This is a genomic window from Streptomyces sp. SDr-06 (genome assembly GCF_003324565.1).
In the GTDB taxonomy this organism is placed as follows: Bacteria; Actinomycetota; Actinomycetes; order Streptomycetales; family Streptomycetaceae; genus Streptomyces.
Window position 1 is genome coordinate 613549 of sequence record NZ_QOLA01000002.1, and the last position, 23237, is coordinate 636785.

The 23237-nt window shown below is 73.2% G+C and carries 26 protein-coding genes; 12 read left to right on the forward strand and 14 right to left on the reverse strand.

What is annotated here, in order from left to right; all coding sequences use genetic code 11:
• The first annotated feature begins 145 nt into the window (after positions 1 to 145).
• Genes DT019_RS07125 through DT019_RS07140 form a run of 4 tightly spaced genes read left to right on the forward strand, consistent with a single transcriptional unit; the run spans position 146 to position 2742 of the window.
• Complete coding sequence (locus DT019_RS07125) at positions 146 to 865, forward strand: vWA domain-containing protein (protein WP_114035776.1); 720 nt, start codon at positions 146 to 148, stop codon at positions 863 to 865.
• Complete coding sequence (locus DT019_RS07130) at positions 862 to 1425, forward strand: HutD family protein (RefSeq protein ID WP_223279335.1); 564 nt, start codon at positions 862 to 864, stop codon at positions 1423 to 1425. Before DT019_RS07125 ends, DT019_RS07130 begins: the two co-directional genes overlap by 4 nt.
• 14 nt (positions 1426 to 1439) lie before the next feature.
• Positions 1440 to 1964, forward strand: coding sequence for a pyridoxamine 5'-phosphate oxidase family protein (locus tag DT019_RS07135; RefSeq protein ID WP_114035778.1), 525 nt, complete (start codon positions 1440 to 1442; stop codon positions 1962 to 1964).
• A gap of 58 nt (positions 1965 to 2022) precedes the next feature.
• The gene (locus DT019_RS07140; protein WP_114035779.1) at positions 2023 to 2742 is read left to right on the forward strand and encodes an SDR family oxidoreductase; all 720 of its coding nucleotides are present in this window, start codon (positions 2023 to 2025) and stop codon (positions 2740 to 2742) included.
• A gap of 13 nt (positions 2743 to 2755) precedes the next feature.
• On the opposite strand, the gene DT019_RS07145 is transcribed toward DT019_RS07140, so the two are convergent.
• Positions 2756 to 3736 (reverse strand): acyl-CoA dehydrogenase family protein, encoded by a 981-nt coding sequence (locus DT019_RS07145; protein WP_114035780.1) that lies wholly within the window; start codon positions 3734 to 3736, stop codon positions 2756 to 2758.
• A complete protein-coding gene (locus tag DT019_RS07150) occupies positions 3733 to 4902 on the reverse strand; it encodes an acyl-CoA dehydrogenase family protein (RefSeq protein WP_114035781.1) in 1170 nt (389 codons plus the stop codon). Before DT019_RS07150 ends, DT019_RS07145 begins: the two co-directional genes overlap by 4 nt.
• A gap of 54 nt (positions 4903 to 4956) precedes the next feature.
• On the opposite strand from DT019_RS07150, the gene DT019_RS07155 reads away from it, so the two are divergent.
• From DT019_RS07155 to DT019_RS07175, 5 genes are all read left to right on the forward strand, one after another.
• A complete protein-coding gene (locus DT019_RS07155; protein WP_114035782.1) occupies positions 4957 to 5745 on the forward strand; it encodes an SDR family oxidoreductase in 789 nt (262 codons plus the stop codon).
• A gap of 21 nt (positions 5746 to 5766) precedes the next feature.
• Positions 5767 to 6381 (forward strand): TetR/AcrR family transcriptional regulator, encoded by a 615-nt coding sequence (locus tag DT019_RS07160; protein WP_114035783.1) that lies wholly within the window; start codon positions 5767 to 5769, stop codon positions 6379 to 6381.
• A 26-nt stretch (positions 6382 to 6407) separates the two neighbouring features.
• Positions 6408 to 7565: an acetyl-CoA C-acetyltransferase gene (locus DT019_RS07165; protein WP_114035784.1), complete on the forward strand. Its 1158-nt coding sequence runs from the start codon at positions 6408 to 6410 to the stop codon at positions 7563 to 7565.
• Between the two features lie 248 nt (positions 7566 to 7813).
• The gene (locus DT019_RS07170; protein ID WP_030362889.1) at positions 7814 to 8017 is read left to right on the forward strand and encodes a cold-shock protein; all 204 of its coding nucleotides are present in this window, start codon (positions 7814 to 7816) and stop codon (positions 8015 to 8017) included.
• Between the two features lie 132 nt (positions 8018 to 8149).
• Positions 8150 to 9787: a DEAD/DEAH box helicase gene (locus DT019_RS07175; RefSeq protein WP_114036050.1), complete on the forward strand. Its 1638-nt coding sequence runs from the start codon at positions 8150 to 8152 to the stop codon at positions 9785 to 9787.
• Positions 9788 to 9847: 60 nt separating this feature from the next.
• Here the strand turns inward: DT019_RS07175 and DT019_RS07180 are convergent, their stop codons facing one another.
• Genes DT019_RS07180 through DT019_RS07200 form a run of 5 tightly spaced genes read right to left on the reverse strand, consistent with a single transcriptional unit; the run spans position 9848 to position 14231 of the window.
• Complete coding sequence (locus tag DT019_RS07180; RefSeq protein ID WP_223279336.1) at positions 9848 to 10780, reverse strand: tyrosine-protein phosphatase; 933 nt, start codon at positions 10778 to 10780, stop codon at positions 9848 to 9850.
• A gap of 31 nt (positions 10781 to 10811) precedes the next feature.
• Complete coding sequence (locus tag DT019_RS07185) at positions 10812 to 11861, reverse strand: NAD(P)H-dependent flavin oxidoreductase (protein ID WP_114036052.1); 1050 nt, start codon at positions 11859 to 11861, stop codon at positions 10812 to 10814.
• 11 nt (positions 11862 to 11872) lie between these two features.
• Positions 11873 to 12619, reverse strand: coding sequence for a CoA-transferase subunit beta (locus DT019_RS07190; RefSeq protein WP_114035785.1), 747 nt, complete (start codon positions 12617 to 12619; stop codon positions 11873 to 11875).
• Complete coding sequence (locus tag DT019_RS07195) at positions 12616 to 13458, reverse strand: CoA transferase subunit A (protein ID WP_114035786.1); 843 nt, start codon at positions 13456 to 13458, stop codon at positions 12616 to 12618. The genes DT019_RS07190 and DT019_RS07195 overlap by 4 nt, the downstream gene beginning before the upstream one ends.
• A complete protein-coding gene (locus DT019_RS07200) occupies positions 13455 to 14231 on the reverse strand; it encodes an enoyl-CoA hydratase family protein (protein ID WP_114035787.1) in 777 nt (258 codons plus the stop codon). The genes DT019_RS07195 and DT019_RS07200 overlap by 4 nt, the downstream gene beginning before the upstream one ends.
• A gap of 56 nt (positions 14232 to 14287) precedes the next feature.
• On the opposite strand from DT019_RS07200, the gene DT019_RS07205 reads away from it, so the two are divergent.
• The 3 genes from DT019_RS07205 to DT019_RS07215 all read left to right on the forward strand — a co-directional run bounded on the left by DT019_RS07205 (position 14288) and on the right by DT019_RS07215 (position 16550).
• The gene (locus DT019_RS07205; RefSeq protein WP_114035788.1) at positions 14288 to 15061 is read left to right on the forward strand and encodes an SDR family oxidoreductase; all 774 of its coding nucleotides are present in this window, start codon (positions 14288 to 14290) and stop codon (positions 15059 to 15061) included.
• A 12-nt stretch (positions 15062 to 15073) separates the two neighbouring features.
• The gene (locus tag DT019_RS07210; RefSeq protein WP_114035789.1) at positions 15074 to 15997 is read left to right on the forward strand and encodes an SDR family oxidoreductase; all 924 of its coding nucleotides are present in this window, start codon (positions 15074 to 15076) and stop codon (positions 15995 to 15997) included.
• Positions 15998 to 16130: 133 nt separating this feature from the next.
• Positions 16131 to 16550 (forward strand): ribonuclease domain-containing protein, encoded by a 420-nt coding sequence (locus DT019_RS07215; protein WP_114036053.1) that lies wholly within the window; start codon positions 16131 to 16133, stop codon positions 16548 to 16550.
• A gap of 81 nt (positions 16551 to 16631) precedes the next feature.
• Here DT019_RS07215 and DT019_RS07220 read toward each other — a convergent pair whose 3' ends face one another.
• The 7 genes from DT019_RS07220 to DT019_RS07250 form a co-directional block, all read right to left on the reverse strand.
• The gene (locus tag DT019_RS07220) at positions 16632 to 17384 is read right to left on the reverse strand and encodes a GntR family transcriptional regulator (protein WP_114035790.1); all 753 of its coding nucleotides are present in this window, start codon (positions 17382 to 17384) and stop codon (positions 16632 to 16634) included.
• Positions 17385 to 17395: 11 nt separating this feature from the next.
• The gene (locus tag DT019_RS07225; RefSeq protein WP_223279337.1) at positions 17396 to 18043 is read right to left on the reverse strand and encodes an HAD family hydrolase; all 648 of its coding nucleotides are present in this window, start codon (positions 18041 to 18043) and stop codon (positions 17396 to 17398) included.
• Entirely contained in the window at positions 18040 to 19089 is a 1050-nt protein-coding gene (locus DT019_RS07230; RefSeq protein ID WP_114035791.1) for an ABC transporter ATP-binding protein, read from the reverse strand. Before DT019_RS07230 ends, DT019_RS07225 begins: the two co-directional genes overlap by 4 nt.
• A complete protein-coding gene (locus tag DT019_RS07235) occupies positions 19089 to 19931 on the reverse strand; it encodes an ABC transporter permease (RefSeq protein WP_114035792.1) in 843 nt (280 codons plus the stop codon). The genes DT019_RS07230 and DT019_RS07235 overlap by 1 nt, the downstream gene beginning before the upstream one ends.
• Entirely contained in the window at positions 19919 to 20812 is an 894-nt protein-coding gene (locus DT019_RS07240) for an ABC transporter permease (protein ID WP_114035793.1), read from the reverse strand. Before DT019_RS07240 ends, DT019_RS07235 begins: the two co-directional genes overlap by 13 nt.
• A gap of 7 nt (positions 20813 to 20819) precedes the next feature.
• Positions 20820 to 22031, reverse strand: coding sequence for an ABC transporter substrate-binding protein (locus DT019_RS07245; protein ID WP_114035794.1), 1212 nt, complete (start codon positions 22029 to 22031; stop codon positions 20820 to 20822).
• A gap of 154 nt (positions 22032 to 22185) precedes the next feature.
• On the reverse strand, positions 22186 to 23121 hold the full coding sequence (locus tag DT019_RS07250; RefSeq protein ID WP_147267281.1) for a hypothetical protein: 936 nt from the start codon (positions 23119 to 23121) through the stop codon (positions 22186 to 22188).
• Positions 23122 to 23237 lie beyond the last annotated feature (116 nt).

The following is a 23237-nucleotide window of genomic DNA, read 5'->3' on the forward strand; positions in this document are numbered from 1 at the left end:
TGAAATCCGCACGCCCGGCGGAGCGCCCCGGCGCCGGGCGCCAGAAATGCCCCCGGCCGGCCGGGGGCTGCCCGGGGCAGGCCGGATCCATCCCGCATCGCGTAACCTCGGCACTCCCGACCCCGTCGGAACGGAGACGAGGCGCATGCCCGCACTGTCCCTCCGAAACGTGGAGGAGGCCGCTCCCGCGCTCGTCTCCCTCTACAAGAGCGCCGCCGTGTCCCTGGAGAAGCACGGGCTCGACGACGAGACCGCCGCCGTCTACCTCGTCGTCGACTACTCCGGCTCGATGCGCCCGTACTTCAGGAACGGTAGCGTGCAGGCGCTCGCCGACCGGGTGTTGGGCCTCTCGGCGCACCTCGACGACGACGGCCGGGTGCCGGTGGTGTTCTTCTCCACCGGCATCGACGCCGAGACCGAGATCGCCCTGGAGAACCACCACGGGCGCATCGAGCGCATCGTGGCCAACCTCGGCCACATGGGCCGGACCAACTACCACGTGGCGATGGACGCGGTCATCGACCACTACCTGGAGAGCGGCGCGGACGCCCCCGCGCTCGTCGTCTTTCAGACGGACGGCGGCCCCAGCAGCCGCCTCGCGGCCGAGCGGTACGTCTGCAAGGCGGCCACGCTGCCGATGTTCTGGCAGTTCATCGGCTTCGGCGATCCGCGCAGCCACCAGTTCGACTTCCTGCGCAGACTCGACGAACTGGCCGTCCCCCAATACCGCCGCGTCGACAACGCCGGGTTCTTCGCCGCCGGGACCGACCCGCGCAGGGTGAGCGACGCCCAGCTCTACGACCGGCTGCTGGGCGAGTTCCCGCAGTGGCTGCGCGCCGCGCGGGCGGAAGGGATCGTACGGTGAGGACGCTGCGCGCCGCCACCAGAGGGGCCGTGCCGTGGAAGAACGGCGGCGGGGTGACCCGGAACATCGCCGCCCACCCCGAGGGCGCCGGGACGGTGGACTTCGAGTGGCGCGTCAGCCTCGCGGAGGTGGGCGCGGACGGCCCGTTCTCCGGCTTCCCCGGCGTGGACCGCGTCCTCACCGTCGTCGAGGGCGCCGGAATGGACCTCACCGTGGGCGGTCAACGGCGCCTGGTGGACGAGCGGTTCGTGCCCCAGCACTTCCCGGGCGACGCCGCCACCGACTGCCGCCTCCTCGCGGGCCCCGTCGTCAACTTCAACGTGATGTTCCGCAGGGACCGCCCCGCCCCGGCGGTCGCCGTGGTGCGCGGGACGCTGACGGTCACCGGGCCCGCCCTGGTGGTCGCCCTGGACGCGCCCGCCCAGGTCGACGGGGTGCGCCTGGGCCGGTACGACGCGGTCCTGGCCGACGAGGGCGCGGCGGTGCTGCGGGCCGAGGGGCACGCGGCCGTCGTCACCCTGCCGCCGCGCGAATCCGGACACAGGATGTCGGGTATCTGAGGTTTCCTGAGTGCATGGCATCCCAGGAGACAGGAACCACGGCGGTCGGCTGGAGCGAGTTCCGCCGGGCCCAGGCGCAGTTCGCCGAGCGGGTCGAGGCGCGGTTCGCTCAGTACAAGCACCACGTGCTCGCGACGCTGCGCAGGGACGGCTCGCCCCGGGTGACCGGCCTGGAGGTGGAGTTCCAGGGCGGCGAGCTGTGGCTCGGCATGATGCCGAACTCGATGAAGGCGCGCGACCTGCACCGTGACCCCCGGTTCGCGGTGCAGGCGAACCCGGGTCCGGACGCCGAGATGGCGGACGGCGACGTACGGATCAGCGGCCGCGCCGTGGAGGTCACCGACCCCGTGGTGAAGGCGTCCTTCGCCTCGAAGGTGGAGCCGCCCGAGCCGTTCCACCTCTTCCGAGCGGAGCTGACCGAGGTCGTGTTCACGGGCGTGGAGAACGACGAGCTGGTCGTACGGACCTGGCGACCGGGCGCCGCCCTGCGCACGCTGCGGCGCGGCAACGGCGAGGAGTCGGCCCGCGAGGACGCCTGAACCGCCGGGGGTTAGAGTCGCCGCGTCATCGGACGCGTGCGAGGATCCAGGGGAATTCATGAGCAGCGAACACGACAACGGCGCGGTCACCCTCGTCACGGGCGGGGCGAGCGGGATCGGCGCCGAGACCGTCCGGCGGCTCCTGGCCGGCGGCCACCGGGTCGTCGTCACCGGCCGCGACCAGGCGAAGCTGGACGCCTTCGCGGCCGAACTCGGCGCGGGGGAGCGGGTGTTGGCGGTCGCCGCCGACACCACCGACTTCGCGTCGATCGGCGCCGCCGTCGAGTCGGCCGTCAAGACGTTCGGGCGGCTCGACCACGTGGTCGCCAACGCCGGGTTCTCCACCCACGACAACCTCGCCGACGGCGACCCCGAGCACTGGCGCGAGATGCTCCTGGTGAACGTGCTCGGCCCGGCCGTCCTGGTCAAGGCCGCGCTGCCCGCGCTCACCGGGAGCGGCGGCCGCATCGTGATGGTGGGCAGCACGGCGGGGGTCAAGAACACGCCGGGCAACATGTACTCGGTCACCAAGGGCGCGCTGACCTCGCTCGCCGAGAACACCCGCGTCCTGGTCACCGGCTCCGGCGTCGGCGTGACCCTGGTCGCGCCGGGCCGGGTGGACAGCCCGTTCTGGGAGAGCCACCCGACGGGCGTCGTCCCGGACGGCCCCTCGATGACCCCGGACCGGGTGGCCGAGGCCATCGTGTGGGCGCTGTCGCAGCCGGCCGGGGTGGAGGTGAACACCCTGGTGATCCGCCCGACGGGCCAGGTCCACTGAGCGCCCCGCCCGCTCAGCCGTCCAGCACGGCCGCCCGGCACTGCGACGGCGTTCCCCACGCGTCCCTGAGCGGCCGGGCCTTGCGCAGCCACAGCGACACATCGAGCTCCTGGGTGTAGCCGACCGCGCCGTGCAGTTGCAGCGCGGTGCGGGCGGCGGCGTACGCGGCCTCCCCGGCCGTCACCTTCGCCGCGGCCACCTCGGCGGGCGACAGCGTCAGTGCGGCTCCGTACAGCAGCGGACGCGCGAACTCCACCGCGACCAGCGTGTCCGCGAGCCGGTGCTTGACCGCCTGGAAGGAGCCGACGGGCACGCCGAACTGGGTGCGCTGCCTGACGTACGCCACGGTCCGGGCGAGCAACGCCTCGGCGATCCCGAGGCACTGCCCGGCCGCCGCCAGCCGCGCCCAGGTGGTCGCGTGACGCACCGCGTCCGTCAACCGCGGTCCGCTCGCGAGGAGTTCACCGCCGGGCAGCGGGCGGGACAGGCGCCGCGCCGGGTCGGCCGAGGGCTGGACCAGGCCGTGGCCCGGGGCGAGCCGCACCTCCTGGTCCGCCACCGCGAGGAGCGCGTCGGCCGCGTCCGCGTCGAGCGCGTAGGGGCCGGCGCCCGGGAAGAGCACGCTCGCCGCGCACGCGCCCGACACCAGACCGGGCAGCAGCCGCTTGGCCGGGCCCTGCTCGCCCAGCTCCGCGAGCCGGGCGAGCAGGGTGCAGGCCGCCACCGTCTCCACCAGCGGTCCCGGCATCGCATGGCGCCCCAACTCGACGAAGGCGACGGCCAGTTCAACGGGCAGGAGCCCGGCGCCCTCGTACTCCTCGGGCGCGGCGAGCGCGAACACCCCGGCCCCGGCGACCCGGGACCACAGGGCGCGGCCGGGCGCCGCGTCCCCCGCGCCCCAGGCCCGTACCACCGCGGGAGTGTCGGCGGCGGCCAGCATCGCGTCCAGGGAGCGGGCGAAGGCGCGCTGCTCCGAGGTGAGCAGGAACCTCATCGGCGCCCCTTCGGCAGGCCGAGCAGGCGCTCGGCGATGATGTCGCGCTGGATCTCGTTCGTACCGGCATAGATCGGACCGGCCAGCGAGAAGACGTACCCCTCGGCCCAACTTCCGTGTGCCGTTGCCTCGTTGGCCTCGTCCGACAGTTCGCCGTACGGGCCGAGCAAGTCCAGCGCGCACTCGTGCAGGGCGATGTCGTACTGCGACCAGAACACCTTGTTGAGGCTCGACTCGGCGCCGATGGTCTCGCCCGCCGCGAACCGCGAGGCGTTGGCGCAGGTGAAGAGCTGGTAGGCGCGCGCACCGATCACCGCGTCCGCGACCCGGTCGCGCAGCGCGGTGTCCGCCGGGTCGCCCGCCGTGCGCCACAGCTCCACGAGACGCGCGGCGGAGGCGAGGAAACGGCCGGGGGAGCGCAGCATCAGGCCGCGCTCGTTTCCGGTCGTCGACATGGCGATGCGCCACCCCGCGCCCACCTCGCCGATCACGTCCTCGTCCGGCACGAAGACGCCGTCGAGGAAGAGCTCGGCGAAGGCCGGCTTGCCGTCCAGGCGCCCGATCGGCCGGACCGTCACGCCGGGCGCGCGCAGGTCGAACATCAGATAGGTCAGACCCTGGTGGGGCCGGGGCGCATCCGGATCGGTACGGAAGATGCCGAAGGCGCGGTCGGCGAACGCGGCCCGCGACGACCAGGTCTTCTGCCCCGAGAGCAGCCAGCCCCCCTGCGTGCGCACGGCCCTGGACCTGAGCGAGGCGAGGTCGGATCCGGCCTCCGGCTCGGACCAGGCCTGCGCCCAGATCGTCGCGCCGCTCGCCATGCCGGGCAGGACGCGTGCGCGCTGCTCGGGGGTGGCGTGGTCGAACAGGGTGGGCGCGAGCAGGTTGATGCCGTTCTGGGAGACGCGGCCGGGCCCGCCCGCCGCGAAGTACTCCTCCTCGAAGACCAGCCACCGGAAGATGTCGACGCCCCGGCCCCCGTACTCCTCGGGCCACGACACCACCGACCAGCGGTCCGCGGAGAGCCGCGCCTCCCACTCCCGGTGCGCGGCGAAACCGGCCTCGGTCTCCAGGGAGGGCAGCGGCTCGGCCGGGACGTGCGCCGCGAGCCAGTCGCGCGCCTCGGCCCGGAAGGCCTCCTGCTCGGGCGTGGGGTCCAGGTCCATGGGTACGGCACACCATCCTTCCCTAACAAGTGTTTGGTAGGTTAACGTGGCGCCGTGACGGACAACAAGGCTCAGTACGTGCCGGGCCACGGCCTGCTCGACGGCCGCACCGCCGTCGTCACCGCGGCGGCCGGCGCCGGGATCGGCGGCGCCACCGCCCGCAGGCTCCTCGAAGAGGGCGCCCGCGTCGCCATCGGGGACGCCCACGCCCGGCGCCTCAAGGAGACCGAGCAGGCCCTCGCCGCCGAGTTCGGCGCGTCCAGCGTCTCCTCGCTGCCGTGCGACGTGACCGACGAACAACAGGTCGCCGCCCTCTTCGCGCTGGCCGCCCGCGAACACGGCGGGCTCGACATCGTCGTCAACAACGCGGGCCTGGGCGGCACGTGCTCCCTGGTCGACATGACCGACGACGCGTGGTCCAAGGTCCTCGACACCACTCTGAACGGCACCTTCCGCTGTACGCGGGCGGCCCTGCGCGCCTTCAAGGAGTCCGGCCGCAGCGGCGTGATCGTCAACAACGCGTCCGTCGTCGGCTGGCGCGCCCAGGCCGGCCAGGCCCACTACGCCGCCGCCAAGGCCGGCGTCATGGCGCTCACCCGGTGTGCGGCGATCGAGGCCGCCGAGTTCGGCGTGCGGGTCAACGCGGTCGCGCCCAGCCTCGCCATGCACCCCCATCTGGTGAAGGTCACCTCCGCCGAACTGCTCGAAGAGCTCACCGCCCGCGAGGCGTTCGGCCGCTACGCCGAACCCTGGGAGGTCGCCAACGTCATCGTGTTCCTGGCCAGCGGCTACTCCTCGTACCTGACCGGCGAGGTCGTCTCCGTCAGCAGCCAGCACGCCTAGCCGGGGCAGCACAATGGACGGGTGCCGACGAACAAGAAGAAGACGCAGGTGACCGCCTCGCCCGAGCGGCGGCGCGAACTCCTGGCCACGGCCGCCGAGGTGTTCGCGGCCCAGGGGTACAACGCCACCACCGTCCGGAAGATCGCCGACGAGGCGGGCCTGCTCGCGGGCAGCCTCTACTACCACTTCGACTCCAAGGAGTCGATGCTCGACGAGATCCTCTCGACCTTCCTGACCGAACTCTGGGAGGGGTACGACGCGGTGCTCGCCGCCGGGCTCGGCCCCCGGGAGACCATCGAGGCCCTCGTCACCGAGTCCTTCCGCGAGATCGACCGGCACCGTGCCGCCGTCGCGATCTACCAGAAGGAGGCCAAGCACCTGGCCGCGCTGGACCGCTTCCACTACCTGAGCGACTCGCAGCAGAAGTTCGAGAAGGCGTGGCTGGGGACGCTGGAGCGCGGCGTCGCCTCGCAGGCCTTCCGGGCCGACCTGGACATCCGCCTCACCTACCGCTTCGTGCGCGACACGGTGTGGGTGGCCGCGTCCTGGTACCGGCCCGGCGGTCGGCACAGCCCCGAGGAGATCGCCCGCCAGTACCTCTCGATGGTCCTGGACGGCATCGCCGTACGCACCTGAATCACGTACCCGACAGGGGAGTTGACATGGCCGAGGCCTACATAGTCGAAGCGGTACGCACCCCGGTGGGCCGACGCGGGGGAGGGCTCTCGGAGGTCCACCCGGCGGACCTCGGCGCCCATGTCCTCAACGCGCTCGTCGAGCGCGCCGGCATCGACCCGGCCGCCGTCGAGGACGTGGTCTTCGGCTGCCTGGACACCGTGGGCCCGCAGGCCGGTGACATCGCCCGCACGTCCTGGCTCGCGGCGGGCCTGCCGGAAGAGGTCCCCGGCGTCACCGTCGACCGCCAGTGCGGCTCCTCCCAGCAGGCCGTGCACTTCGCCGCGCAGGGCGTCCTGTCCGGCACCCAGGACCTGGTGGTGGCGGGCGGGGTGCAGAACATGTCGATGATCCCGATCGCCTTCGCCTCCCGGCAGGCCGCCGAACCGCTCGGCCTCACCGACGGCCCCTTCCTCGGCAGCGAGGGCTGGCGGGCCCGCTACGGGGACGCGCCGGTCAACCAGTTCCACGGCGCGCAGCTGATCGCCGAGAAGTGGGGGATCTCGCGCCGTGACATGGAGGAGTTCGCGCTCGGCTCCCACCGGCGCGCGATCCGCGCCCTCGACGAGGGCCGCTTCCGGCGGGAGACCGTGGCGTACGGCACCGTCGCGGCGGACGAGGGCCCGCGCCGGGACACCACCCTGGAGAAGATGGCGGCCCTGCGGCCCGTCATGGACGGCGGCACGATCACCGCGGCCTGCTCCTCCCAGGTCTCCGACGGCGCGGCCGCCCTGCTCATCGCCTCCGAGCGCGCCGTCACCGAGCACGGACTGACCCCGCGCGCCCGGATCCACCACCTCTCGGTACGGGGCGAGGACCCCGTCCGCATGCTGTCCGCGCCGATCCCGGCCACCGCGTACGCCCTGAAGAAGACCGGCATGAGGATCGACGACATCGACCTGGTCGAGATCAACGAGGCCTTCGCGCCGGTGGTGCTCGCCTGGCTGAAGGAGACCGGCGCCGACCCGGCCCGGGTCAACGTCAACGGCGGCGCGATCGCGCTCGGCCACCCGCTCGGCGCGACCGGCGTGAAGCTGATGACCACGCTGCTGCACGAGCTGGAGCGCACCGGCGGCCGCTACGGCCTCCAGACGATGTGCGAGGGGGGCGGCCAGGCCAACGTGACGATCATCGAGCGGCTGTAGGGGCCGACGGCCGGGGCACCACGGGGGCGGACGGCTGTAACACAGGCCACAGGGACGCCCCGCACGGCGGCATGCTATCGTGGTGCCTGTTGCAGTTTTGGTACCCATATACTTTATGTGCGCCTGACGGGAATGATCCTCAGGCGCATTATTTGTTTCCGGGGTTTCTCCGGATGGGCTCAATGCGGCGACGAGGAATCCGTAAATCCGCGGATTTCCGGAACTGCCCCTGTCTTAGGAGAAATGACATGGCTACTGGCACCGTGAAGTGGTTCAACTCGGAAAAGGGCTTCGGCTTCATCGAGCAGGACGGCGGCGGCCCCGACGTCTTCGCCCATTACTCCAACATCGCCTCCTCCGGCTTCCGTGAGCTCCTCGAGGGCCAGAAGGTCTCCTTCGAGGTCACCCAGGGCCAGAAGGGCCTGCAGGCGGAGAACATCGTTCCCGCCTAATCGCCGACGAGGCTTATTTTGCAGCCGCGCACGTTCCGCGGCTCGCGAATTTCGCAGCCGGGGCCCGCACCCTCAGGTGCGGGTCCCGGCTTGTGCTGTCTTGTCCCAGGAAGGCAAATTCGTATGACGCGCATGACCAGCAAGCGCTCCGGTGCCGCTTCCGGTGCCGGTACCGGCTCCCGTTCCGTTTCCGGTTCCGGTGCCCGCAGGGGCTCCGGCCGGCCCGCCGCCAAGTCCACGAAGTCCGTCAAGGGCAGGACGATGGCGCCGCAGGGCGAATTCAAACTGCCGGAGACCCTCACCCCCGCGCTGCCGGCCGTCGAGGCGTTCGCCGACCTGGACATGCCCGCGGCGCTGCTCAAGACGCTCGACGCGCAGGGCGTGACCGAGCCGTTCCCGATCCAGGGCGCCACCCTGCCGAACTCGCTCGCGGGCCGCGACATCCTCGGCCGCGGCCGCACCGGCTCCGGCAAGACCCTCGCCTTCGGCCTCGCCCTGCTCGCCCGCACCGCGGGCCGGCGCGCCGAGCCCAAGGCGCCGCTCGCCATGGTCCTCGTACCGACGCGTGAGCTCGCCCAGCAGGTCACCGACGCGCTCACGCCGTACGCCACGGCCGTGAACCTGCGCCTCACCACCGTCGTCGGCGGTCTCTCCATCACCAAGCAGGCGGGCGCGCTGCGCCGCGGCGCCGAGGTCATGGTCGCCACCCCGGGCCGGCTCAAGGACCTCATAGAGCGGGGTGACTGCTCGCTGGAGAACGTGGCCATCACCGTCCTCGACGAGGCCGACCAGATGGCCGACATGGGCTTCATGCCGCAGGTCACCGCGCTGCTCAAGCAGGTGGAGCCGGACGGCCAGCGGATGCTGTTCTCGGCGACCCTCGACGCCAACATCGACCGCCTGGTCCGGATGTTCCTCACCGACCCGGTCGTGCACTCCGTCGACCCGTCGGCCGGCGCGGTCACCACGATGGAACACCACGTCCTGTACGTGCTCGACGAGACCGACAAGAAGGCCGTCACCACGCGGATCGCGGCCCGCGACGGCCGCGTGATCATGTTCCTGGACACCAAGCGCTCCGTGGACCGGCTGGTCAAGCGCCTGCTCGCGAGCGGCGTCCGGGCGGCAGGACTGCACGGCGGACGCTCCCAGCCGCAGCGCAACCGCACCCTCGACCAGTTCAAGAACGGCCAGGTCACGGCGCTCATCGCGACGAACGTCGCGGCGCGCGGCATCCACGTGGACGACCTGGACCTCGTGGTGAACGTCGACCCGCCGACGGACCACAAGGACTACCTCCACCGCGGCGGCCGCACGGCGCGCGCGGGCGAGTCGGGCAGCGTCGTCACGCTCGTCCTGCCCGAGGAGAAGCGCGAGATGACCAAGCTCATGTCGTTCGCGGGCATCCGGCCGCGCACCGCCGAGATCAAGTCGAGCTCCGAGGAACTCGTCCGGGTCACGGGCGCGCGGGAGCCGTCCGGCGTGCCGGTGGTCATCGAGATCCCGGCCCAGCCGGAACCCAAGCGCCCCGCCTCGGGCCGCAGCCGCAGCCGCCGCGGCGGCCAGGGAGCCCGCGCCCAGGGCTCGGCGTCGGCGACCCGTTCCCAGGGTTCCCGCGCGCAGGGTTCGCCCTCGGCCTCCCGCGCCCAGGGAGCCCGCACCCAGGGCACGCCCCAGGGCGGCGGCCGCTCCCAGGGCGCACCGTCCCGCACCCAGGGCGGCCGCGGCCGCGCCCAGGGCACCGGAGGCCGGGGCCGGGCCGGGGCCTGACCTCTGGTGCGAGCGGCCCCCGGCGCCGGGGGCCGCGGGCCGGGCGGGGCCGCTCGCGGCTCAGCCCACCAGTGCTTCCCGCAGCCCGGCCAGGTCGTGGAGGGTCAGGCCCAGGCCCTGGGTCAGGTAGGTGTAGAAGTCGCCGTACTGGGTGGACAGTTGGGTCAGGGCCGCGTCCAGGTAGTCCGGGCGCACCTCCTGGAGGGGGATCAGGAGGTCCGGGTTCCGCATCGTGCCCGACTCTTTCAGGGCCGCTCTGAGGGCCGCGTCGGACGCCGCCCGGAAGGCGTTGGACGCCAGGTAGTCCTGGGTCGCCGTCGCCGCCGGTACGCCCACCGCGCGCAGGAGTACGTAACTCTCCCAGCCCGTGCGGTCCTTGCCCGAGGTGCAGTGGAAGAGGAGAGGGCCGCGGCCCGCGGCCAGGTCCTTCAGGGTCGCGCCGAACCCCGCGCGCGCCGCCGGGTCGGTGACGAAGGCCCGGTACACGGTCCGCATGAGGGCCTCCGCCCTGCCGTGGCCCAGCATCTCGTCCTGCTTCGCCGGGTCCCTGGAGCCGATCGCCGCCAGCGTCTGTGCGTACAGACCGCTGTCGGAGACGGGGCGGGAGAGCGGGGCGAGCCCCGTGGGGAGGCGGTCCGGGCCGTCGTACCGGAGTTCCAGGGGCACCCGGAAGTCGACCACCTCGCGCAGGCCGAGACCCGTGAGGGTCGCGACGTCCGCGTCGGTCGCCCGGTTCAGCGCGTCGGCGCGGTAGGCGAGGCCGTACCGGACCCGTGCGCCGTCGTAGGTGCGGTAGCCGCCCAGGTCGCGCACGTTCACCGCGCCCTGGAGCACGACCTGGTGAAGGGATGCGTCGGCCCGCGCCTGTGCGGCGCCCGGGGGCGCCGGGGCCGCGGCCGACGCGGTGGCGGGCACCATGCCCACGGCCAGGACAGCGGCGACCGCGGCGGTCGTCAGCCTCGCACGTGTCACCTTGCGGATGGAGCGGCTCACGGCGATCAACTCCCTTGCAGGGGTGGGGGGTTCACTCGGCTTTCGGCAGTGCGGCCAGCACCTGCGCGGCCTCGGTCATCACGCGGGTGATGAGCTCCTCGCAGCTCGGAAGGTCCTCGATCAGACCGGCGATCTGGCCGGAGGCCATGACGCCGAGGTCGGTGCGGCCCTCGACCATGGACGCGCGCAGCAGCATCGGGGTGTTGGCCGCGAGCAGGGTCTGACTCCACGTCAGGTTCTTGCCGTGCCTCGTCATCAGGCCGTCCCGGACCAGCCCGGCCCAGCTCTGGCCGGAGAGCTTGCGGAAGGCGGCTGCCCGGCGCAGGGCCTGGGCGAGGGCGCGTGCGCGGCCCGCCCCTTCGAGGGACGCGACCAGGTCCGTGCGCAGCATGCGGTGCGGCAGTCCGTCCACGGCGGTGGTTACGGTGACGTCCTTGACCGTGGCCGCCAGGTACTTCGCCTTCACCGCGGCCGGGACCGTCGAGTCGGAGGTGAGCAGGAAGCGGGTGCCCATCGCCACGCCCGCCGCGCCGTACGCGAGCGCCGCCACCAGACCGCGGCCGTCGTGGAAGCCGCCCGCCGCGATCACCGGGATGTCCACCGCGTCGACCACCTGGGGGAGCAGCACGGTGGTCGCCACCTCGCCGGTGTGCCCGCCGCCCTCGCCGCCCTGCACGATGACCGCGTCCGCGCCCCACGCCGCGACCTTCTCGGCGTGCCGGCGCGCCCCGATGGAGGGGATCACGACGACGCCCGCGTCCTTCAGCTCGGCGATGAGCTCGCGGGAGGGGGCCAGCGCGAACGACGCCACCCGTACGCCCTCGTCGATGATGATCCGCACCCGCTCGCGGGCATCGGCGGCATCGGCCCGCAGGTTGACCCCGAACGGCTCCCCGGTACGCGAGCCGACCTCCCGCACGGCCCGCCTCAGTTCGGCCGTCGTCATCGTGGCGGAGGCCAGGATGCCGAGGCCGCCCGCCCGCGCGGTGGCCGAGACCAGGCGGGGACCCGCCACCCAGCCCATGCCGGTCTGCACCACGGGATGCCGGACGCCCACGAGTTCGGTGAGGGCGGTCGCGATGCGAGGAGCGGTCACGGCCGGACCTCGCGGTCGCGCAGCCCGTCCGGGTCGATGACCTCGCGGATGAGGCGCAGCTCCTCGAGGGTGGGTTCACGGGTGTACGCCGCCTCGCCGACGCCCCGCAGAGCGAACGCCGTCGCCCGGCGCACCTCGTCGAGCGTGACCCCGGGGTGCAGCGACACCAGCCGCATCGAGTGGTCCGGCGTCGCGAAGTCGAAGACGCCCAGGTCGCTCACGACCCGCGGGATGCGGTGGTAGCGCGTCGCCGAGGGGCCCGCGGCCGCGGCGCTGTCGTAGCCGACCCCGCTGATCATGTCGACCTTCGGCACGAAGACCCGGGCCGAGTGCCTGGGCACCCAGTAACTCACCTGATGGTTGAGGGTGTTGACGGGCGCGCCGCGCACGCCGAGGAGCTGGCGGGCGGGCCTCGACCAGTCCCCGATGCAGGAGATGTTCTGGTTGCCGAACCGGTCGATCTGACTCGCGCCCATCATGACGTGCCGCCGGCCGCCGGTGGCCAGGGCGAGGTGCTGCCGGTAGGGCAGCCAGCCCTCGGGCTCGCCCGCCGGGCCGATGAGCATGGCCTCGCCGTCGGTGAGCAGGAGGTCGGGCGAGAAGGTGCGCCGGGCGAGCCGGGCACCCACCGAGGGGATCAGACCCATCGGGCTCGCCAGCACCTCCCCGTTGTCGCGCCAGGCCTCGGCACAGGCGATCACGCAGTACTCGGCGCGGGTCGCCCGCGCGGTGCTCGTCGTCACTTCCGCTCCTCGTGCCAGCTCTGCACCGCCGACTGGTAGGACTTCTCGTCCGGCCCGGACAGGAAGCGTTCGGCGAACTCGGCCCAGGGCGTGGTCGCGTACAGCCGCTGGAACGGCTCGTCGCGGCCGTAGTCCGGGGCGCAGGAGGTGAAGTGGGCCCCGTTCGGGGTCTCCACCACGCCAGTGACCGCGTACCGCTTGACCAGCAGGCTCTGCGGCACGGCGGCCCCGAAGCCGTCCACGATCCGCTCGCAGGAGACGTACGCGCTGTCGGCGGCCTCGCAGAACAGGTCGTCGAAGTACGGGTCGGGGCCCAGGTACTGGCCGTTGCCGGACCGGTCCGCGCGGTTCAGGTGGACGAGCGCCGCGTCCATGCGCAGCGCGGGCATCGCGACGAAGGTCTCGCCGTCCTCGTACGGTGACGTGACCGTGCGCAGCGCCGGGTTGACCCGCATCACGTCGGAGCCGAGGCCCGCGCGGACCGGCAGGAACGGAAGCCGGTTGGCGGCCGCGTGCAGCCCCCACATGAACATCGCCTCGTCGACCTCCATCAGCTCGATGGCGCCCTCCTGCCGTGCCGTGCGGAAGTGCGGCTCCAGGGGGATCGAGTCGAGCGTGGCGAACGGCGCGACCAGCTTGCGGATCCGGCCGGCCGCGGCGAGCAGGCCGACGTCGGGGCCGCCGTAGGAGATCACCGTGAGGTCGGTGACGGGGGAGCGGAGCAGGGCCCGCACCAGGGCCATCGGCTTGCGGCGCGAGCCCCAGCCGCCGATGCCGAGCGTCATGCCGCTGCGCAGGCGCGCGACGACGTCCTCGGGCGTCATGGTCTTGTCCGTCACGGCTGGGCCTCCTCGGTGGCCGGGGACGGGGCGGCGGCCACCCCGAACGTGTCGCGGACGCGGTCGGCGACGCCGCTGAGGTTGGCCTCGAAGGTGAAGCCCTGCTCGAAGCGGTAGCTGCGGCGTACGTCCACCGGGTCGATGCCGTTGATGGCGGCCTTGGCGAGCCGGATGAGCGTGCCGTCCTTGCGGGCGATCTCGCGCGCCAACTCCAGTGCCGCATCGGCCAGTTCGCCACGCGGGACGACCTTCCACACCGAGCCGTGGGCGTGCAGCTCCTGGGCGGTCGCCGTGCGCGAGGTGTAGTACAGGGCGCGCATGAGGTGCTGGGGGACGAGGCGGGCCAGGTGGGTGGCGGCGCCGAGCGCGCCCCGGTCCAGCTCGGGCAGGCCGAAGACGGCGTCGTCGCTCGCCACGATCGCGTCCGCGTTGCCGGCCAGGCCGATGCCGCCGCCGAGGCAGAACCCGCCGACGGCCGCCACGACCGGCACCTCGCACTCGTACACGGCGGCGAAGGCCTCGGAGCAGCCCCGGTTCGCGCCGATGAGGGCGCCGTGGCCGCGGTCGCGCTGCATCTCCTTGATGTCGACCCCGGCGTTGAAGCCCCGCCCCTCGGCGGCGAGCACCACGCAGCGGTTGGCCGGGTCGCGCCCGGCCGTGCGGACGGCGTCGGCGAGCTCGTACCAGCCCCGCACGGGAAGGGCGTTGACGGGTGGGAAGTCGACCGTGACGAGGCGGATGCCCTTCTCGGGGCTTGCGGTGGAGACACCCATGGGCGGATCAGCTACCTTTCCACCAAACATTTGTTAGGTGAGGAAGGTAGCAGCGGATGGAGCTGGCCGGGAAGGCAGTCGTCGTCACCGGTGGCACCCGGGGCGTCGGCGCGGGGATCGCGAAGGCGTTCCTCGGCGCGGGAGCGGACGTCGTCGTGTGCGCGCGCAGACCGCCCGACGCACCCGTGCGACTCGGCGGCCGCGAAGCCGAGTTCCGGCCGTGCGACCTGCGCGACCCGGAGGCCGTACGCGGCTTCTTCGCCGCGGTCGCCGCGGACCACGGGCGCCTGGACGCGCTGGTCAACAACGCGGGCGGGACCCCCTACCGACTGCTCGACGAGGGGGAGGCGGAACGCCACGCGCGGGTCGTCGAGCTGAACCTCGTCGCCCCCCTGACGGCCTCGCTCGCGGCCCGGCCCTACCTGCGGGCCGCGCACGGGTCGGTGGTGATGATCGGCAGCGTGAGCGGGGTGCGGCCCTCGCCGGGGACGGCCGCGTACGGTGCGGCGAAGGCGGGGCTTGAGGGTCTGGCGCGGTCGATGGCCGTCGAGTGGGCGCCCGAGGTCCGGGTCAACACCCTGGTCCTCGGGATGGTGCGCACCGAACTCAGCGCGCTGCACTACGGCGACGCGGAAGGTGTCGCCCGGGTGGGCGCGACAGTGCCGCTCGGCCGGCTCGCCGAGCCCGAGGAGGTGGGGGCGGCCGCGGTCTTCCTCGTCTCACCCGGCGCGTCCTACATCAGCGGCGCCTCCCTGCTCGTGCACGGCGGCGGCGAACGCCCCGCCTTCCTGGACGCGGCCCGGGCCGACCGACGTGATCAACAAGCCTGAAGGGAACGGAAGATGAGCGGGTTGTGCGAGGGCCGGGTCGTGATCGTGACCGGCGCGGGACGGGGGCTCGGCCGCGCGCACGCGCTGGCGTTCGCCGAGCAGGGGGCGCGGGTCGTCGTCAACGACCTGGGCGTCGGGCTCGACGGGGCGGGCGGCTCGGGCGGCCCCGCGCAGGCGGTGGTGGACGAGATCCGCGCGGCCGGGGGCGAGGCGGTGGCGCACGACGGCGACATCGCCACAACCCGCGGCGCCGCCTCGCTCGTCACCACCGCGCTGGAGTCGTTCGGGGCGCTGCACACCCTGGTCAACAACGCCGGGTTCCTGCGCGACCGGATGCTGGTCAACCTGGACGAGGACGACTGGGACGCCGTCATGCGGGTCCACCTCAAGGGCCACTTCCTGCCCCTGAAGCACGCGGCCGCGCACTGGCGCGCCGAGGCGAAGGCGGGCCGCCCGGTCGCGGCCCGGGTGGTCAACACCAGCTCGGGGGCGGGCCTGTTGGGCTCGGTGGGGCAGGGTAACTACAGCGCCGCGAAGGCCGGGATCGTGGGCCTGACGCTGGTCGCGGCGGCCGAACTGGGCCCCTACGGCGTCCAGGTCAACGCGATCGCCCCGGCGGCCAGGACCCGGATGACCGAGGCGGCCTTCGCGGACACGATGGCGGCGCCGGACCGGGCGGGGGCCTTCGACGCGATGGCCCCGGAGAACGTCTCGCCCCTGGTGGTGTGGCTGGGCTCGGCCGTGAGCGGGGGCGTCACCGGGCGGGTCTTCGAGGCGGAGGCGGGCCGCATCACCGTCATGGAGGGCTGGCGGCCCGGCCCGACCAGCGACAAGGGGGCCCGGTGGACCCCGCGCGAAGCCGGTGAGGCGGCGCTGGAGCTCCTGGCCCGGGCCGGGGCTCCGGGGGTGGTGTACGGGGCCCGGCCGGGGAGTTGACGATCGCAGGTTGCGTACGACTTAACCTCGTGTGGCGCTTCCGTTACCCGGTTCACCGCCTTGGTTAACAGGTAGAAAAATCAACGGGATTGACGTTGACGGCTGCCGCTCTACGCGCGTCATCATGGTGCACATGACAACCCCCCCACGCATCGCAGCCCTGGGCGGCGCCTTCGCCGTAGCCGTCGCCCTCTTCGCCGGCCCGGTCGCCGGGACCGCCTCGGCCGCCCCCCAGGCGCCCACCGCCGCCTCCGTCTCGCTGAAGTCCGTCGGCAACGTCTGCTACTCCGCGCTGCCCTCGCAGGCGCACGACACCATCACCCTCATCGACCAGGGCGGCCCGTTCCCCTACCCCCGGGACGGCATCGTCTTCGACAACCGCGAGCACGCGCTGCCCAGCCAGAGCAGCGGCTACTACCACGAGTACACCGTGATCACCCCTGGTGCGCCGACGCGCGGCACCCGCCGGATCATCACGGGCGAGCGGACGCACGAGGACTACTACACCGCCGACCACTACGCCACGTTCCGCCTGGTCAACTTCGGCTGCTGAGCCGGCAGTCGGCACCCGACGAGGCCCGCCCCACCCCTTTTTGGGGGGTGGGGCGGGCCTCGTCGGGCGCGTCGCCGCAGGTCACTCCTCGCCGAGCTGCCGCCCGAGCGCGCCGGCCGCCGCCGAGTTGTGCACCGTGAACGCCACCGTCCCCGGCAGATAGCGGTCCTCGGACCACTCGACGGGCGACCCCGCCGGATCGGTGGAGCGGCGCCGCTCGCGCAGCAGCGCGTGCCCCGCCCGGCAGCCGAGCAGCTCCGCGTCGTCCGCGTCCGCGAGCACCACGTCGATGGTGTGCTGCGCGTCCGTGAACAGCACCCCGTGCAGCTCCAGTTGGTGCGAGTGCGACACCTCGTCCACCTCCATCGCGGCCACCAGCTCGCCGATCCGCTCCGGGTACGTCGAGCGCTCCACCATCACCGGGGCGCCCGACAGGGTACGCACCCGGCGCACCCGGAACACCCGCGCCCCGGCCGGGAGTTGGAGGTGCAGGGCCTCCTCGTCGGTCGCCGCGGCGGGCTCGACGGCCACGGTCCGCCCGCCCGGCTCCTCGCCGAGCGAGCGGGCCCAGCGCGCGAAGGAGCGCAGCTCCGCGAAGCTCTGCAACCGGGCCGCACCGCCGAGCACCACCCGGCGCGCCCCGCGCCGCGACGTCACCAGACCGTCCGCGCGCAGCGACGCCAACGCCTGGCGGACCGTGCCCCGGGACACGCCGTAGCGGCGGGCGAGTTCGTCCTCGGCGGGCAGCCGCGCGCCCGAACCGTACTCGCCCGCCGCTATCGCGGTCCGCAGATCCCCGGCCACTACCCGGTAGAGCGGCGACTTGCTGGACACCCCGGACCCCCTCAACTGCCGATCAGTGAGCGGAGCAAGGTGAGATCCGCCTCCTCCAGACTAGTCAGCACCGTGCGGCCCGCGGCGGGCGCTATCGGCTCCACCGACGGCACCGCGAGCACCGCGCAGCCCGCGGCCTCCGCCGAGGCGACGCCCGTCGCGGTGTCCTCGACCGCGACACAGCGCGCCGGGTCCGCGCCGAGCGCCGCGGCCGCCGCGAGATAGGGATCGGGGGCGGGCTTGGTGCGCACGGTGTCCTCCGCGCCGTACACCGCGTCGAAGCGGTGGCCGTCGAGCGAGGTCGCCACCCGCCGCACGATCGCCCTCGGCGACGCCGACACCAGCGCCGTCAGCACCCCCGACTCCCGCAGGGTGCGCAGGAGTCGGAGCGCGCCGGGGCGGGGCTCGGCGCCGTCCGCGAGGCGCGCCGTGAAGTCCGCGCCCAGCTCGGCCGCCAGCTCCGCGCGCGAGGCACCCAGCGCGGTGTGCAGCAGCTCGGCGGTGTCCTCCACCGAGCGCCCGTACACCGAGCGGCGCTCCTCGCCCACCAGCGCGTGCCCGTGGCGGGCCGCGGCCTCCTCCACCACCTCGACCCACGCCTCCTCGGTGTCGACGAGGGTGCCGTCCATGTCGAACAGGACCGCCCGCAGCCCGCTCACGCCGCCTCACCCGCCGCGAGCACGGGACGCGGCTGCGGCCGTACGGTGACGCGCGCGCCCGCGCCGAAGGAACCGGCGGCGTGCGAGGGAAGGTCGGCCTTGATCTCGGTGCCGTCCGCGAGGCGCACGGTCAGCCGGGTGCTGGCGCCCTGGAAGGAACTGCCGGTCACCGTGTCGGGCCCGCCGTCCGTCACCTCCAGGGCCTCCGGGCGCAGCAGGAACAGCGAGCCCGTCGCCGGGCCGTCCACCGGCAGCGGCACGCCCAGCACCTCCGCGAGGCCCTCGGAGGTGATCCTGCCGGGCACGCGGTTCATCGTCCCGATGAAGGACGCCACGAACGCGGTCGCCGGACGGTCGTACAACTCGGCCGGGGCGGCGCACTGTTCGAGCCGACCGCCGCGCATCACCGCGACCTTGTCGGCCATCGACAGGGCCTCCTCCTGGTCGTGGGTGACGAAGACGGTCGTGATGCCGAGCTCCAGCTGGAGACGGCGGATCTCCTCGCGCAGCTGCACGCGGACCTTGGCGTCCAGGGCCGAGAGCGGCTCGTCCAGGAGCAGCAGGCGCGGCTGGAGGGCGAGCGCGCGGGCCAGCGCCACCCGCTGCTGCTGGCCGCCGGACAGCTGGTGCGGGAAGCGGTCGCCGTGCTCGGGAAGCCCGACCAGCTCCAGCAACTCCGCCGCCCGCGCCCGGCGCTGGGGCGCCGCGACCTTGCGCATCCTCATGCCGAACGCCACGTTGTCGGCCGCGCTCAGATGCGGGAAGAGACTGTAGGACTGGAAGACCATGCCGGTGTCGCGCCGGTTGGCGGGCACCGGCACGATGTCCTCGCCGTCGAGCAGCACCTCGCCCGCGTCGGGGCGCTCGAAGCCCGCGAGGACCCGCAGAGCGGTGGTCTTCCCGCAGCCGGACGGGCCGAGCAGCGCGAGCAGTTCACCCGGCGCGACCTCCAGGTCGAGCCCGTCGAGGGCCACGGCCGACCCGAAGCTGCGGCGCAGCCCCCGGATCGTCAGGGCGGTGCCGGTGCGCGGCAGAGCGGTGGTCATCAGACGGCTTCCTTCTTACGAGTCGTACGGGTGCCCCGGGTGCGGGCGAGGCCGGTCAGGACGAGCAGCAGCCCCCAGGTGAGCAGCAGGCTGAGCAGGGAGACCGCCACCGACAGCTGGGCGTTGTCGCCTGAGGCCTGCACGATCCACACCGCGAACGGCTGGAACCCGAGCAGCGAGGCCACGGTGAACTCGCCGAGCACCAGGGCGAGCGCCAGGAACGAGGCGTTCAGGAGCGCGGTGCGCAGGTTGGGCAGCACGACCGCGAACAGCGCCCGCGGCCAGGACGCCCCCAGGTCGCGGGCGGCCTCCACCAGGGTGCGCACGTCGACGGCCCGCAGCCCCGCGTCCAGCGAGCGGTAGACGAACGGCAGCGCCATCACGACGTACGCGAAGACCAGGACCAGCGGGAACGACGGGTCCTGGACCGCGACGAAGGTCTGGTACAGCGGGGTGGTGGCGAGATGGTCCGGGCCCCACTTGAGGACCGTGCCGAGCCCCGCGACGAGGGCCACCGGCGGCACCACCAGCGGCAGCGTGCACACCACTTCGAGCACCGCCCGCAGCCGCCCCGAGCCGGACAGCCGCACCGCGAGCGCGGCCGGCAGCGTCAGGACCAGACCGAGCGCGACCGTGCACAGCGCGAGCCCGACCGACCGGAGCAGCGCCGCGCCGAACCCGTCGGCCGTGAAGATCTGGGTGTACGAGGAGAGGGTGAGGCCCTGTCCGGGCACGTCCACCGTGAACACCAGCGACGCGAGCAGCGGCACCAGGAAGTAGCCGCCCGCGACCAGCAGGACCGCGCCGCGCCACGGGCGCAGGGGATGCGTCAGGCGAGCCATCGGGCGCTCCTTCGCTGAAGCGGCAGGTGCACGGCCATCACCAGGAGCGCGACGATCACCATGTCGAGACTGAGGGCGAGCGCCACGTTCTCCTGGCCGACCAGCACATTGCCCGACAGCGCGTCCGCGATCTGCATCGTGACCAGCGGCACCGAACTGCCCACCATCGAGGCGGCCGTGGCGTACGCGGCGAACGCGCTGCCGAACAGCAGGACGAAGCCGCCGAGCAGGGTGGGCAGCAGCACCGGGATGCCCACATGGCGCCAGTACTGCCAGGCGCCCGCCCCGTTGTTGAGGGCCGCCTCGCGCCACTGCGGACGCAGCCCGTCCAGGGCCGGGGCCACGGTGAGCACCATCAGCGGGATGAGGAAGTACAGATAGGTCAGCGCGAGGCCCCAGAAGCTGTAGAGGCTCCAGCCGTGCCCGGCCAGGCCCAGCCTGGTGGTGAGGACGCCCGCGTTGCCCAGAGTCGCCACGAAGGCGAAGGCGAGCGGGACGCCGCCGAAGTTGGCGAGCACCCCCGCAGCGGTGAGGACGGCCTCGCGCAGCGCCTTGCCGCGCGAGGTGACGACGGCCTGCGCGAGCAGCAGCCCGAGCACGGCGGCGAGGGCGGCGGTGGTGGCCGCGAGCTTCACGCTGCCGAGCAGCGCCGTCCAGTACGCGCCGTGCACGGACCGGCTCAGGTTGCCGAGGCCGTACGAGCCGCCGACGGACAGCGCGCCGTCCAGCATGGCCAGCGCGGGCAGCCCGAAGGCGAGCGCGACGAAGGCGAGCAGGGGTACCGCGGCGAGCCAGGCGCCGGGGCGCCCGCGACCCCGGCGCGGCTTCGGTCGCTCAACCGCCTGCACGGCGACCGGAGGTGAGGTGGTGGTGAGGGTCATGGAGTGATCAGCCCGAGATCGCCTTGGCCCAGCCGCCCGCGAGAACCGTCTTCGCCTGGGTGTTCTGCGCCTCGGTGGGGAAGGTGGGGGTGCCGGAGACCTGCGGGAGCTTGGCGGCGGCGGCCTTGTCGAGCGTGCCGTCCTTGTCCATGGCGGGCATCAGCGCCGGGCGGGCGTACCCCTTGAGCCACAGGTTCTGGCCCTCGGTGGAGTACAGGTACTCCTGCCACAGGCGGGCGGCCGCCGGGTGCGGGGCGTCCTTGTTCACGGCCTGCGAGTAGTACTGCGCGTAGACGCCGTCGGAGGGGACGGCGACCTTCCAGTCCAGGCCCTTGGTCCTGAACTCGTCCGCGTAGCCCGCGTTCAGGTAGTCCCAGTCGATGGAGATCGGGGTCTCGCCCTTCTCGACCGTCGCCGGGGTCGACTCCACCGGGTTGTAGTTGCCCGCCTTCTTCAGCTTGGCGAAGAAGTCGAGGCCCGGCTGGATGTTGTCGAGCGAACCGCCGTTGGCGAGGGAGGCGGCGTAGACCCCGGCGAAGGCGGAACCGGACTTGGTGGGGTTGCCGTTGAGGGCGACCTGCCCCTTGTACTGCGGCTTGAGGAGATCGGCGAAGGTCGTCGGGCACTCCTTGACGCGCTTGGCGTCGCAGCCGATGGAGACGTAGCCGCCGTAGTCGTTGAACCAGCGGCCCTGCGCGTCCTTCTGCGCCGCGGGGATCTTGTCGAAGCCCTCCACCTTGTACGGGGCGGTCAGGCCCTGCGCGCCCGCGGACTGCGCGAACGAGGCGCCGAGGTCAAGCACGTCGGGGGCGCGGCCCTGGCCCTTGCGGGTCTTGACCGCGTTGATCTCGTCGGCGCTGGTGCCGTCCGGGTTCTCGACGGCGACCTTGATGCCGTACTTCTTGGTGAACCCGTCGATGAGCGCGCCGTAGTTCGCCCAGTCGCGCGGGATGGCGATCGCGTTGAGCGTGCCCTCCTTCTTCGCGGCGGCGATCAGCGCGTCCATACCGCCCGCGTCCTTCGCGGAGGTGGCGGCCGCGGGGCTCTTGCCGCCCTTGCCCGCGTCGGCGGCGCTGGTCGAGGCGTCGGACTTGGCGCCGCAGGCGGCGAGGGCGAACGCGGAGGCGGCCAGGGTCACGGCGAGGCCTGCGGTGCGTATACGGGGGGCGATCACGGGAGCTCCAAGTTGTACGGACAACTGTTGTACAGACAACTCCATTACGAAGGGGGTGGGTGTCCCGTCGGTGAACGCCGGGCGAAGCGCGCGATGCGGTTGGCGGGCGGATCCGGTCACTCGATTTCGGCCACGGGGGCATGGCAGGGCGCGGCCCGGCCCGGCCGGTGCGGTGGGCGGGGCTCGGGGCGGGGTGGGCTCAGGCGGCCGGGTCGTTCGGGCGGCGCTCGTTGCCGCCGCGCCGCAGCAGCCCGTACGCCCAGCGCTCGTTGAGGCCCGCGAGGAAGCCGATCGTGCCCCAGAAGAAGAACGCCTTGATCAGCGCCTCGTGGTCGGCGAGGGACAGCTGGCCCGCGCCGCACAGGCCGGCCGGGGTGGCGGGCGGCGCGAAGATGGTGAGGACGCCGCCGTTGATGAGCAGGAACAGCGAGGTCGCGAGGAACCAGCCCACCACCACCCGGTACCAGCCCTCCTGCCGCATGATCTGGGCGAGTTGGCGCGGATCGGCCGGTATGTTCTGCGCCCCGGCGCGGCCCGGCGCCCGGTGCATCAGCTGATAGGCGTTGCGCAGCCGGACGATCACGCTGAACACCGCGCCCAGCGCCCCGCCCGCGAAGCACACCAGGGCGTGCATCAGGCTCAGCTGCTCCGGACAGGCGAGCGAGCCGTGGAACAGGGCGGGCACCGCCTCGCCCACCGCGAACGCCAGGACCAGCACCACCGGGCTGAGCACCACGCCGAAGGCCAGACCGGTGTTGAGCCCGCGACTGCTGGCCAGCGCCGCGTCCGCGTCCAGCCGCCGGGCCGCCGCGTCCGCCTCGTCCTTCAGCCGCTCGGCGGCCGCCGCCCTCGTCTCGGCGTGCTCCACCGCCGCCATGCGCATCCCGCCCCGCACGGCGTGCTCCAGAGTCCGGCACACGTCCTCACGGGTACGCCGCTCGAAGGCCCGCTGCGCGGCGGCGTACAGCTGCTCGATGCGGTCGAGCTGCTGCGGTTGCCACCGCCACAGGCGCTGCAGGTCCGGCGCGTTCTCGGCGAGACCGAGCGCGTCGGACAGCGTCCTCGTCTCGGGCGCGGGCGCCCCGGTCAGCCACTCCCCGATCCGCCGCACCCGCCGCACCCTCTGCCCACCCACCGGCACCCCTGCCCCTCGCACCACAAACCCCGTCCGCCGAACCTTAGTTGGCCCCCACCCCACCCTCCGCTCCAGGGCCCCCAGCGAACGACGGCCGCGCATTCAGGGACGCGGGG